Raw genomic sequence first — 11,652 nt, forward strand, 5'->3', positions numbered from 1 at the left:
AGCTGACGTCCTATCAAACCAGTACCGCCGGTCAGCAATATGTGCATGACTTCTTCCTCGCGTGGCGTTTTACCTTGATCACTAGTCTATTTTTATAAGCAAGGGAACTTTGATATCGGGCAGGCTCTGTGTTTAACAATAGGCCAAGCTGTCAGAACGATAACGCTAAAAGTTATACCAAAAAACAATATTGTACAGGTTTCAACCCCGGCGTAGTCTGTACAGAAAGGTAAACGAGGCCCTTATGACTGTACCTATCGCAATCATCGGCACCGGCATCGCCGGACTCTCAGCCGCACAAGCCCTGACAGATGCAGGGCATGTCGTGCAACTTTTCGATAAAAGCCGCGGCAGTGGCGGACGCATGTCGAGCAAGCGCAGCGATGCGGGCGCTCTGGACATGGGTGCGCAATACTTTACTGCCCGCGACCGCCGCTTCGTCACTGAAGTGCAACGCTGGCAAGCCAACGGCTGGGTGGCCGAGTGGACGCCGCAGCTGTACACCTACCATGGCGGCCAGCTCAATCTGTCGCCGGATGAGCAGACCCGCTGGGTCGGCACGCCGCGCATGAGCGCCATCACGAGGGCGCTGCTCGGTGACCTCGAAGTGCATTTCGCCTGCCGGATCACCGAGGTCTATCGCGGCGAACAACACTGGCACCTGCAGGATGCCGAGGGTTTTACCCACGGCCCCTTCAGTCACGTAGTGATCGCTACGCCGGCACCGCAAGCGACGGCTCTGCTGGCCTCTGCACCGAAGCTCGCGGGGGCTGCCGCCGGGGTCAAAATGGACCCCACCTGGGCCGTCGCCCTGGCTTTCGAAACGCCGCTGGAAACGCCGATGGAAGGCTGTTTCGTGCAAGACAGCCCGCTCGACTGGCTGGCCCGCAACCGCAGCAAGCCAGGGCGCGACAACACGCTCGACACGTGGGTGCTGCACGCCACCAGCACCTGGAGCCGCCAGCACATCGACTTGCCAAAGGAAGCAGTGATCGAACAATTGCACGGTGCGTTCGCCGAACTGCTACATGATTCGATGCCCGCGCCGAGCTTCAGCCTGGCCCACCGCTGGCTCTACGCTCGTCCAGCCAGCAGCCACGAATGGGGCACGCTGGCGGATGCCGATCTGGGCTTGTATGCCTGTGGCGACTGGTGCCTGTCCGGACGTGTCGAAGGTGCCTGGCTCAGCGGCCAGGAAGCTGCCCGTCGTCTGCATGAGCACTTGCAGTGAACCGCATCAATCCGAGCAAATTGCTGCTGTCGAAATGGACAGCAGCCCACCCGCAGAACCGCGAAAAACACTTTCTGGTCACCGAGCTGTTTCGTGACGACGAGGGAACGGTCCGGGAAATCGAACTGCAGGCCGTATTGACCCGACGCAGTGAACGCTGTGCATGGCAAACCTTGCAGGACAGCAGCACTTGGCGGTTGGGCTGGTCGTAAGAACCTCTGCAACAAGCGAGCATCGAGAAAAACTTATACAAAAGATTTGACTTGCACACCTTTGAATCTATGATGAACCCAAGTTGTACAGACTTTTTCATCTGTATAGGTTTTGATTCCGAGGTATTCCGATGCCCCTGCCCCCCAACAAACCGAAAATCGCCATCAGTGCCTGCCTGATGGGCGCCGAGGTGCGCTACAACGGCGGGCACAAGGAGTCGCGGCTGTGCAGTCGCACCCTCACCGATTACTTCGATTTCGTAACGGTGTGCCCGGAAGTTGCCATTGGCCTGGGCATTCCACGCGAGCCCATTCGGTTGGTGGGTGATCCGCTCCAGCCGCAAGCCGTTGGCACGGTCGATCGTGAGATCAACGTCACCCAGCCGCTGGCCGAGTACGGACGGAAAATGGCGGCGGAACTCGGCGACATTTGCGGCTACATTTTCATGCAAAAATCCCCGTCTTGCGGCCTGGAACGCGTAAAGGTCTATCACGCCAACGGTGCGCCGGTGGACGGCGGCGGCCAGGGGATTTATGCCCGGGCTTTTTGCGCGCAGCACCCGGACTTGCCAGTGGAAGAAGACGGGCGGCTCAACGACCCGGTATTGCGAGAGAATTTCCTTACCCGCGTATTTGCCTACAGCGCCTGGCAGCATTTACTCAAAGAAGGCCTGAGTCGCCGTGGCCTGACGGACTTTCATTCGCGCTACAAGTACCTGCTGATGGCTCACAATCCGGTGCAGTACAAAGCCTTGGGCAATCTGCTGGGCAACATGGGCAAGACCGATCCAGAAACACTCGGCCCGCAATATTTCAGCGAATTGATGGCTGCACTGAAAAAGTGTGCAACCCGCCGCACCCACACCAACGTGCTGCAACACCTCAGTGGCTACCTGAAAAAAACCCTCAGCGCCGACGACAAACAGGAAGTGCAACACGTGATCGGCCAATACCGCCACGGCATCGTGCCTCTGGTGGTGCCGCTGACATTGCTCAAGCATCACTTTCGGCAACACCCCGACCCGTACATCGCGCAGCAGGTCTACCTGCAACCGCACCCGGAAAATCTCAGCCTGCGAAACGCAATCTGATGAAAGACCTAGCTGACAGCAGCGCCAGCGAGGACTTGGGCGACGACTTCAAAAAGGCTCTGGATGAAGGCTGGTTGCCGATCCGCGAGGTAGCCCGGCAGACCGGCGTCAACGCCGTGACCCTACGCGCCTGGGAACGGCGCTACGGCCTGATCGTTCCGCAACGTACGCCCAAGGGGCATCGCCTGTTTTCCAGCGAACACATACAGCGCATCCACACGATCCTCACCTGGCTCAACCGTGGTGTTGCCGTCAGCCAGGTCAAACAACTGCTCGATACCCCACAGACTTTCAGCCAACCGGTGGAGAACGACTGGCAAAGGCTGCGTCATAGCTTGCTGGTGGCGGTCACGAAACTGACCGAACGCCCTCTGGACGACACCGTCAATCAGGCCATGGCGCTCTATCCGCCGCGAACACTGTGTGAGCAATTGTTGTTGCCGCTGCTGGCGGAGCTGGAGCAACGCTGGCAAGGCCAGTTCGGCGCACAGATGGAACGGGTATTTTTTTATTCCTGGCTGCGCAGCAAATTCGGGGCGCGCATCTACCACAACAATCGTCAGTTGCACGCACCGCCATTGCTGTTGATCAACCACTCGGACCTGCCACTGGAACCTCACCTGTGGCTCACGGCCTGGCTGATCAGCAGCGCCGATTGCCCGGTGGAGGTGTTCGACTGGCCGCTGCCTGTTGGCGAACTGGCCGTCGCAGCGGATTATCTGCAAGCTCGCGGCGTACTGCTTTTTTCCAGCAAAGCCATAAACATTTCGCAATTGCCGAAACTTTTGAACAACGTCAGCTGCCCAAAATTGATCGTTGGACCAACGGTGTGCATTCACCACGCCGAGTTGTCCGCTAAAGCTTCAGAAATTGCCGATTTACACCTGGCCGAAGATCCATTGTTGGCACATCAGGTGCTGGTTCAGCGTGGGCTCATTTAGTAGCGTTTTTATAAGGTTTGGTACGGACATCACATGCAATTGATCTGGCTGCGCAGCGACTTGCGCTCACATGACAACACCGCCCTCTCGGCTGCCGCTGCGGTTGGCCCGTGCGTGGCGGTGTACCTGCTCAGCCCGGAGCAATGGCTGGAACACGACGATGCGCCGTGCAAAGTGGATTTCTGGTTACGCAATCTCGATCAGCTGAGCCAGGTGCTGAGCCAATTGAACATTCCGCTGCTGATTCGCGAGGCTGCGCGCTGGGATGACGCACCGAAGGTACTGCTCGATGTTTGCCGGCAACTGCGCATCGAAGCTGTACATGTAAACGAGGAATACGGCATTCACGAAACCCGCCGGGACGCTGCCGTTGCGAAAACACTGGCAGGCCAAGGCATCGAATTCCACAGTTACCTTGATCAGTTGCTGTTCAAGCCGGGCAGTATCCTGACCAGAACCGGCACGTACTTTCAGGTTTTCAGTCAATTCCGCAAGGTCTGCTACGAACGCCTGCACCATGCGCTGCCGCGATTGGTCAGTACACCAATGGCCCAGGCGTCGCTTGGGATTCTCAGCGATCCGGTCCCCACCCGTGTCGAAGGATTCGAGACACCTGCCGCCAGCCTTCAAGCGCTGTGGCCCGCCGGAGAAACCGAAGCCCGCCAGCGGCTCGATACTTTCGCCGACATACAGATCGACTATTACCAGAGCGAGCGCGATTTCCCGGCCAAGCCCGGCACCAGCCAACTTTCGGCGTACCTCGCCGCCGGGGTGATTTCACCACGTCAATGCCTGCATGCCGCACTGCAAAGCAATCAGGGCGAGTTCGAAAGTGGCAAAGTCGGAGCAGTCACTTGGATCAATGAACTGCTATGGCGCGAGTTCTATAAGCACATTTTGGTGGGCTACCCGAGGGTTTCCCGTCATCGTGCCTTCCGCCCGGAAACCGAAGCCCTGGCCTGGCGCCACGCCCCCGAAGAGCTCGCAGCCTGGCAGGAGGGCCGTACCGGACTGCCGATCATTGATGCCGCCATGCGCCAGCTGCTGGAAACCGGTTGGATGCACAACCGTCTGCGCATGATCGTGGCGATGTTCCTGACCAAGAATCTGCTGATCGACTGGCGCGAGGGCGAGCGTTTTTTCATGCGTAACCTGATCGACGGCGACCTCGCCGCCAACAATGGCGGCTGGCAGTGGAGCTCGTCCACCGGCACTGATTCAGCGCCTTACTTTCGGATCTTCAATCCGTTGAGCCAGTCGGAAAAGTTCGACGCTGAAGGTGTATTCATCAAGCACTGGCTGCCGGAACTGTCCGGGCTGAACAAAAAAGAGCTGCACAACCCCGCTCACCTCGGTGGGTTGTTCGGCGTAGCCAACTATCCATCGCCGATTGTCGATCTGAGCGCATCGCGCGCGCGCGCCCTGGCTGCATTCAAAAACCTGCCGACACGGCAAAATGCCGGAGGCTTGCATGATTAGCTTCCTGCAACAGCACGACAACATCTTTTGCCACCAACATCACTTCGATGCCGGTGCTGCTCTCCAAAAACACAACCCCCTGTCGGGCCAGTTGATTACCAGGCTGAAAAGGAGAAAGGGATGATTCTGACACCGCCACGTCGATACTGGTTGACCGGTGCCAGCAACGGCATTGGTGCCGCGATGGCCGAAGAACTCCTCAAGACCGGTGCCCACGTGGCCGTCAGCTCACGCTCGCTGACGCAGCTCAAAGACATGTCCCAACGTTATCCGGGACAAGTTCTGGTGGTGGCAGGCAACCTGACCAACAGTCAGACCGTACGTGAAATCGGCGAACAGATCGCCGAGCAATGGGGTTCTCTGGATACGGTGATCCTCAATGCGGGCACCTGTGAATACGTGGATGCCAAGCAATTCGACACCTCGATCGTCGAGCATGTGGTGCGCACCAATCTGCTCGCCAGCAGCTATTGCATCGAAGCCGCCTTGCCTCTGCTGCGCAAAGGCATCGCCCCGCACCTGGTGGGGGTGGCCAGTTCGGTGACCTACCTGCCGCTGCCGCAGGCAGAAGCCCATGGCGCCTCGAAGGCCGGCTTGCGTTACTTGTTCGAATCCTCGCGTATCAACCTTGCCCCACAAGGGATTGAAGTCACCGTGGTCAGTCCTGGTTTGGCCAATACACCGCTGACGGCGAAAAACGACTTTCCCATGCCCCAGAGCTGGCCTGCGGACAAAGCCGCACGGCACATCGTCAGCAAACTCAGGGATCGGCCGCTGGAGATAGCGTTTCCAGGAATGTTCATGGCCGCCCTATGGCCAATGTCGAAAATGCCGGATCAGGTAAAACTGGAGATCGGTAAAAGAATGGTGCGCCGCAACCCGCCAATCAAGGACCAGCCCTGACACCGCGCCCGTCTGCACTTTCACACAGCACCGCGCCACTGCCTTACACTGCGCGCCATGAAAACCATCCCTCATACGCAAATCGCCATTCCCGCGGTGACCTGCTCGACTTGTGCCGCCTGCTGCTGCCAGCTCGAAGTCATGTTGATCACCGATACAGGCGTACCCGAACGCTATATCGATACCGATGACTGGGGTGGCGAGGTCATGTTGCGTCTGGATGACGGCTGGTGTGCCGCGCTGGATCGCAACACGATGATGTGCACCATCTACGAGAAACGCCCGTTGATCTGTCGTGAGTTCGAGATGGGCGCGCCGGAATGCATTGAGGAGCGCCAGGGGATTTCGACGGCGTATCGCTGATTACCCATGCAGCAGCGAGCCTGCTCGCTCCTGCATGGGATCTTGTATCAGCCTTACAAAGGCATCGTGTAATGCAACGCGTAGCTCTCTACCCCGTTATTGGGACTGCTGATCCCGGCATTGGAATAGTGAGTGGCCCGAACACCGACTTCATGCCCGCCGGCAAAGCGCAGGCCAACGCCGAAACGGTCCTCGAACTGAAACGAGCTACCCAGATCGTTGTTTTCGATTTCAGTGTCGGAGAAAAGCGCCACGCCAACCCCAAGCTCGACGTAGGGTTTGACGTTCTGGCCGGCGAATTCGTAAACCAACACGGGCGAGAACGACAGACTGTTGTTACTCGAAGTCTTGTCACCTTCCCAATAGGTGTAAGCGCCGCTCCAGTAACCGGTCAGGCGACCGACGTCGGTTTGCCACCAGCTCTGGTCCCAATCGAACTGCATGCCCAGTCGATAAGTCATGGTTGACTCGCCGGTCTGGCCGACCGCAAATTCCACACCTGCGGCCTGTGCAGTGAAACTGTGCCCCATCAATGCAGCCGCAATCGCGGCCAAACAAAATAGACGCTTCATTAGAAACTTCCTTTTCCGAACGATTACGTTTGGTATTTTTGTTGCTCGACATTCACAGCTATAGAAGTCGGCGATTTATCAGAAGTTCACCCCGATTTTTTTCAACGCTCCCCTAAGACTTGCCTACGCTTCAAAGCTTCGCACAACCCCAGCTTTATTCCACAAAACCGGCAATATATTTGCGAAATGGTCTGGATCGGCACTGCTCCAGAACTGTGCAGGACGCGCAGGTCCTTCAGCCAGCAATTGGCGATCGGCCAAAAGCCGCTGAAGTTGTCGGGCGACCGCCGCGCCGGTATCGATCAGGCTGATGTCGTCGGGGATCATCTGCCTGAGCAACGGTTTGAGAAAAGGGTAATGCGTGCACCCCAGGATGATGGTGTCAGCGCCTGCGCCAAGCAGCGGCCCGACGTAACCCTCGAGCATTTCACGCAAAGCCGTACTGTGCAGATCGCCGTTCTCGATCAGCTCCACCAACCCGGGGCAAGGCTGGGTGATCACCCGAACATCAGTGGCGAAACGGTCGAGCAGCGCGGCGAACTTGGCGCTCTGCAAGGTGCCGGTGGTGGCGAGCACTCCGACCACGCCACTGCGGGTGGCGGCGGCGGCCGGCTTGACGGCAGGTTCCATGCCGACGATGGGCCACTGCGGATAATCGCGACGCAAGTCAGCAACCCCTGCAACCGTCGCCGTATTGCAGGCCAGTACCAGGGCCTTGGCGCCCTGGTGCTCAAAGAACTTGGCCATGACGCTGCAGCGCTGGCGGATAAATTCCGGCGTCTTTTCGCCGTAAGGGATATTCCCGCAATCGGCGACGTACAAGAGTGATTCGTTGGGCAGCAAACGCTGGATTTCGGCCAGCACCGAAAGTCCACCGACGCCGGAGTCGAACACGCCGATCGGCGCTTCACGCATGCTTTGGCCCACAGACGCTGCAACCCGGATCGCGCTTGACCCGCAATTCACGGAAGCGCGAGCCCAAGGCATCGATCAACAACAGGCGCCCCACCAGTGGCTCGCCGAAAACGGCCAGCAACTTCAGCGCTTCGAGCGCCTGCAAGCTGCCCACCAAACCCACCAGCGGCCCCACCACTCCGGCCTCGCTGCAGGTCAATTCGGCTTCGCTGCCGTGCCCGTACAAACAGTGGTAGCACGGGCTTTCCGGGCGGCGTGGGTCGAACACCGACAATTGCCCCTCCAGACGAATCGCCGCGCCGCTGACCAGAGGCTTACCGGCAGCCACACACGCGGCATTCACCGCTTCACGGGTGGAAAAGTTGTCGCAACAGTCGAGCACCAGATCCACGCCGGCCACCGCCGCGGCCAGGGAGTCTTCATCCAATGCCGTGCGATGGGCAACCAGTTGAATCTCGGGGTTGATGGCCGTCAGGCGCTTGATCGCTGAATCCACCTTGCTCATGCCGACGCTGTCGGTGTCATGGATGATCTGGCGCTGCAGGTTGGTCAGGTCGACGGTGTCGAAGTCCGCCAGATGCATTTCACCCACCCCCGCCGCCGCCAGATACAGCGCCACCGGAGCACCCAGACCTCCGAGGCCGACGATCAGCACGCGGCTGTCCTTCAAGCGCAATTGACCGTCGATGTCGATGTGCTGCAACAGAATCTGTCGGCTGTAGCGCAGCAATTCCTGATCATTCAGCATGGCAGGCGTCCCAGGCTGATGCGTTGATGCCCCCCCAGATCGGTGCGGCTATGGACCTGTTCAAAACCACGGGTCAAGAGCAAATCGCGCACCGCCTCGGCCTGATCGTAACCGTGTTCGAGCATCAGCCAGCCACCCGCTCCCAGATGATCCGGTGCCTGGGCGACGATCAAGCGCAAATCATCGAGCCCGTCGACACCCGCGACCAGGGCGCTGGCCGGTTCGAAGCGCACGTCGCCTTCCACCAGATGCGGATCGGCGGCGGCGATGTAAGGCGGATTACTGATGATCAACTCGAATCGTTGCCCTTGCAGCGCACTGAACCAGTGGCTGCACAGAACCGTGGCATTGTGCAGGTGCAGACGCTGGCGATTGCGCTCGGCCAGGGCAACGGCTTCCAGCACGCGGTCTACGGCCGTGACCTTCCACGCAGGACGTTCGCTGGCCAGGGCCAGGGCGATTGCGCCACTGCCGGTGCCGAGGTCCAGTACTTTTGCCGGCGTGGCGGGCAGCAATTCAAGTGCGGCTTCGACCAGAAGTTCGGTATCCGGACGCGGAATCAATGTGTGTGGTGCCACTTCCAGATCAAGCTTCCAGAAACCTTGCTGGCCAAGAATGTAGGCCACCGGCTCACCGCCACGACGGCGTTGCAAAAACTCGGCGAAGGTCAGCGCCGCTTCGCTCGGCACGATACGTTCCGGCCAGGTGTGCAAAAAACTGCGGGACTTGCCCAACGCCGCCGCCAGCAACAGTTCGGCGTCCAGGCGCGCTGTGGGCGAGTCGGGCAAATCGGCGGCGCGCAACAAACTGGCAATGATCGTCATTTACTCACCTATCGCCGCGAGTTGATCAGCCTGGTATTCGGCCAGCAACGGCTCGATCACCGCATCGACGCCACCGGCGAGGATTTCATCGAGCGAATACAGCGTCAGGTTGACCCGATGGTCGGTGACCCGGCCCTGGGCAAAGTTGTAGGTGCGAATGCGTTCGGAGCGGTCACCGGAACCGACCAGCAACTTGCGCTCGCTGGCAATGGCGTTGGCCGCGGCGCTGGTCTGCTGGTCGTTGAGTTTGGCCGACAACCAGGACATCGCACGGGCGCGGTTCTTGTGCTGCGAACGCTCCTCCTGGCATTCCACAACGATGCCGGATGGCAAGTGCGTGATACGAATGGCCGAATCGGTTTTGTTCACATGCTGACCACCGGCCCCCGAGGAGCGGTAAGTGTCGATCCGCAAATCCGCCGGATTGATCTCGATGGCCTCTTGCTCGTCCGGCTCGGGCAACACCGCCACAGTACAGGCCGAAGTATGGATACGACCCTGGGACTCGGTAGCCGGTACCCGTTGCACGCGGTGCGCACCGGATTCGAACTTCAGCTTGCCGTAGACGTTGTCGCCTTCGACCCGGGCGATGACTTCTTTATAGCCGCCGTGCTCACCCTCGTTTTCCGAAAGGATCTCCACGCGCCAGCCGCGACGCTCGGCGTATCGCGAATACATGCGGAACAGGTCGCCGGAGAAAATCGCCGCCTCGTCGCCGCCGGTGCCGGCACGGATTTCGAGGAACACGTTGCGTCCGTCATTCGGGTCCTTGGGCAACAGCATGCGTTGCAGGCTGGCTTCCAGTTCGACCAGGCGCTCCTTGGCTTCGCGGACTTCTTCCACGGCCATCTCGCGCATGTCCGGGTCGCTGTCCTTGAGCAGTGCCTGGGCACCTTCGAGGTCGCCTTGCACTTTGAGCAGCTGTTTATAGGTTTCGACGATCGGCTCGACTTCCGCGTATTCCTTGGAGTAGGTGCGGAATTTGTTCTGATCGGAAATGACCTCGCCATCGCCAAGCAGGGCGGTCAGTTCCTCGAAACGGTCCTGGAGGATGTCCAGCTTATTGAGCAGTGACGCTTTCATTGCGGTTTCTTATCCGAAAAGCTATCCGATGAGCCCTCATTGAGGGCAAAGAGTTCCTGGGCCATCGCCAGCGCATCGAGGCGACCTTCGGCAGAGAGCTTTTTCAACTGCACGCTGGGTGCGTGCAAGAGTTTGTTGGTCAGGCCCCGCGCCAGTTGCACCAGCACTTCTTCGGCGCTGCCGCCGTTGGCCAGCAGACGCTGGGCCTTTTGCAATTCTTCGTCGCGCAGACGTTCACTCTGTTGACGATAGGCCTTGAGCACGTCGACCGCCGCCAATTCGCGCAAGCGGATCATGAAATCTTCGGCACCGACCGAGACCATCTCTTCCGCGGCCTGGGCGGCGCCCTGGCGGCTCTTGAGGTTCTCGGCGACGACTTCGTGGAGATCGTCGACGCTGTAGAGATAAACGTCGTCCAACTCGCCGACTTCCGGTTCGATATCCCGCGGTACGGCGATGTCCACCATGAAAATAGGTTTGTGCTTGCGCAACTTCAGCGCGCTTTCCACAGCGCCCTTGCCGAGGATCGGCAACTGGCTGGCGGTTGAACTGATGACGATGTCACTGCGCACCAGTTCAGCCGGAATATCCGACAGCAATACGGCATGCGCGCCAAACTGTTCGGCCAGAATGCTGGCGCGTTCCAGAGTGCGGTTGGCCACTACGATGCGCTTGACCCCCAGATCATGCAGATGGCGGGCGACCAGGGTGATGGTCTCGCCCGCGCCGATCAACAGCGCCTGGCTGCGCTGCAAGTCGCTGAAAATCTGTTTCGCCAGGCTGACCGCGGCAAAGGCCACGGACACCGGGTTCTCACCGATGGCGGTGTCGGTGCGCACTTGCTTGGCGGCATTGAACGTGGCCTGGAACAAGCGCCCGAGCAGCGGCCCGATGGTGCCCGCCTCGCGAGCCACGGCATACGCCGATTTCATCTGCCCGAGAATCTGAGGCTCACCCAACACCAGCGAATCGAGCCCGGAAGCCACGCGCATCATGTGACGAACTGCCGCATCATCTTCGTGCACATAACTGCTCGCACGCAATTCATCCAGGCTCAAATGATGATAATCGGCCAACCAGCGCAGCACGGTATCCGCCGACAGGTGATCCTGTTCTATATAGAGTTCACTGCGATTGCAGGTGGAGAGGATCGCAGCTTCGCGGCTGTCGGTGAGTCGGCAGAGCTGCTGCAAGGCCTCAACCAGCTGCTCAGGGGTAAAGGCCACGCGCTCGCGGACGTCTACTGAAGCAGTCTTGTGGTTAATACCGAGTGCAAGGAAGGCCATTCAA

The 11,652-nt window shown here is 59.3% G+C and carries 13 protein-coding genes; 7 read left to right on the forward strand and 6 right to left on the reverse strand.

Annotated elements, in window-relative coordinates; all coding sequences use genetic code 11:
- Positions 1–244 precede the first annotated feature (244 nt).
- The 7 genes from D8U18_RS01815 (at position 245) to D8U18_RS01845 (ending at position 6,220) form a co-directional block, all read left to right on the forward strand.
- A complete protein-coding gene (locus D8U18_RS01815; RefSeq protein WP_056853262.1) occupies positions 245–1,231 on the forward strand; it encodes an NAD(P)/FAD-dependent oxidoreductase in 987 nt (328 codons plus the stop codon).
- Positions 1,228–1,443 (forward strand): TIGR02450 family Trp-rich protein, encoded by a 216-nt coding sequence (locus tag D8U18_RS01820; protein ID WP_056853263.1) that lies wholly within the window; start codon positions 1,228–1,230, stop codon positions 1,441–1,443. Before D8U18_RS01815 ends, D8U18_RS01820 begins: the two co-directional genes overlap by 4 nt.
- A 131-nt stretch (positions 1,444–1,574) precedes the next feature.
- Positions 1,575–2,534, forward strand: a complete 960-nt coding sequence (locus tag D8U18_RS01825) for a DUF523 and DUF1722 domain-containing protein (RefSeq protein WP_131106882.1) — start codon at positions 1,575–1,577, stop codon at positions 2,532–2,534.
- Complete coding sequence (locus D8U18_RS01830) at positions 2,534–3,475, forward strand: MerR family transcriptional regulator (RefSeq protein WP_056853265.1); 942 nt, start codon at positions 2,534–2,536, stop codon at positions 3,473–3,475. The genes D8U18_RS01825 and D8U18_RS01830 overlap by 1 nt, the downstream gene beginning before the upstream one ends.
- A 33-nt stretch (positions 3,476–3,508) precedes the next feature.
- Positions 3,509–4,954 (forward strand): deoxyribodipyrimidine photo-lyase, encoded by a 1,446-nt coding sequence (gene phrB, locus D8U18_RS01835; RefSeq protein WP_131106883.1) that lies wholly within the window; start codon positions 3,509–3,511, stop codon positions 4,952–4,954.
- Between the two features lie 120 nt (positions 4,955–5,074).
- Positions 5,075–5,857, forward strand: a complete 783-nt coding sequence (locus tag D8U18_RS01840) for an SDR family oxidoreductase (RefSeq protein WP_131106884.1) — start codon at positions 5,075–5,077, stop codon at positions 5,855–5,857.
- A 57-nt stretch (positions 5,858–5,914) separates the two neighbouring features.
- Entirely contained in the window at positions 5,915–6,220 is a 306-nt protein-coding gene (locus D8U18_RS01845) for a YkgJ family cysteine cluster protein (protein WP_056853268.1), read from the forward strand.
- A 53-nt stretch (positions 6,221–6,273) separates the two neighbouring features.
- Here D8U18_RS01845 and D8U18_RS01850 read toward each other — a convergent pair whose 3' ends face one another.
- The 6 genes from D8U18_RS01850 to hemA all read right to left on the reverse strand — a co-directional run bounded on the left by D8U18_RS01850 (position 6,274) and on the right by hemA (position 11,648).
- Complete coding sequence (locus tag D8U18_RS01850; protein WP_130907889.1) at positions 6,274–6,792, reverse strand: acyloxyacyl hydrolase; 519 nt, start codon at positions 6,790–6,792, stop codon at positions 6,274–6,276.
- 123 nt (positions 6,793–6,915) lie between these two features.
- Positions 6,916–7,707 carry a glutamate racemase gene (gene murI / locus D8U18_RS01855; protein ID WP_131106885.1) on the reverse strand — a complete coding sequence of 264 codons (792 nt, stop codon included), beginning with the start codon at positions 7,705–7,707 and terminating at the stop codon, positions 6,916–6,918.
- Entirely contained in the window at positions 7,700–8,455 is a 756-nt protein-coding gene (locus D8U18_RS01860; protein WP_130903570.1) for a molybdopterin-synthase adenylyltransferase MoeB, read from the reverse strand. The genes murI and D8U18_RS01860 overlap by 8 nt, the downstream gene beginning before the upstream one ends.
- Entirely contained in the window at positions 8,449–9,279 is an 831-nt protein-coding gene (gene prmC / locus D8U18_RS01865) for a peptide chain release factor N(5)-glutamine methyltransferase (RefSeq protein ID WP_131106886.1), read from the reverse strand. Before prmC ends, D8U18_RS01860 begins: the two co-directional genes overlap by 7 nt.
- On the reverse strand, positions 9,280–10,362 hold the full coding sequence (prfA, locus tag D8U18_RS01870; protein WP_047533169.1) for a peptide chain release factor 1: 1,083 nt from the start codon (positions 10,360–10,362) through the stop codon (positions 9,280–9,282).
- The gene (hemA, locus tag D8U18_RS01875; protein WP_056853273.1) at positions 10,359–11,648 is read right to left on the reverse strand and encodes a glutamyl-tRNA reductase; all 1,290 of its coding nucleotides are present in this window, start codon (positions 11,646–11,648) and stop codon (positions 10,359–10,361) included. The genes prfA and hemA overlap by 4 nt, the downstream gene beginning before the upstream one ends.
- Between the last annotated feature and the right edge of the window lie 4 nt (positions 11,649–11,652).

It is taken from the genome of Pseudomonas sp. Sample_10 (genome assembly GCF_004321495.1).
In the GTDB taxonomy this organism is placed as follows: domain Bacteria; phylum Pseudomonadota; class Gammaproteobacteria; order Pseudomonadales; family Pseudomonadaceae; genus Aquipseudomonas.

Coding starts and splice junctions, on each gene's coding strand:
- phrB (WP_131106883.1), top strand. CDS start 3,509: ATGCAATTGATCTGGCTGCGCAGCGACTTGCGCTCACATGACAACACC.
- murI (WP_131106885.1), bottom strand. CDS start 7,707: ATGCGTGAAGCGCCGATCGGCGTGTTCGACTCCGGCGTCGGTGGACTT.
- D8U18_RS01845 (WP_056853268.1), top strand. CDS start 5,915: ATGAAAACCATCCCTCATACGCAAATCGCCATTCCCGCGGTGACCTGC.
- D8U18_RS01830 (WP_056853265.1), top strand. CDS start 2,534: ATGAAAGACCTAGCTGACAGCAGCGCCAGCGAGGACTTGGGCGACGAC.
- prfA (WP_047533169.1), bottom strand. CDS start 10,362: ATGAAAGCGTCACTGCTCAATAAGCTGGACATCCTCCAGGACCGTTTC.
- hemA (WP_056853273.1), bottom strand. CDS start 11,648: ATGGCCTTCCTTGCACTCGGTATTAACCACAAGACTGCTTCAGTAGAC.
- D8U18_RS01840 (WP_131106884.1), top strand. CDS start 5,075: ATGATTCTGACACCGCCACGTCGATACTGGTTGACCGGTGCCAGCAAC.
- D8U18_RS01860 (WP_130903570.1), bottom strand. CDS start 8,455: ATGCTGAATGATCAGGAATTGCTGCGCTACAGCCGACAGATTCTGTTG.
- D8U18_RS01815 (WP_056853262.1), top strand. CDS start 245: ATGACTGTACCTATCGCAATCATCGGCACCGGCATCGCCGGACTCTCA.
- prmC (WP_131106886.1), bottom strand. CDS start 9,279: ATGACGATCATTGCCAGTTTGTTGCGCGCCGCCGATTTGCCCGACTCG.
- D8U18_RS01850 (WP_130907889.1), bottom strand. CDS start 6,792: ATGAAGCGTCTATTTTGTTTGGCCGCGATTGCGGCTGCATTGATGGGG.
- D8U18_RS01825 (WP_131106882.1), top strand. CDS start 1,575: ATGCCCCTGCCCCCCAACAAACCGAAAATCGCCATCAGTGCCTGCCTG.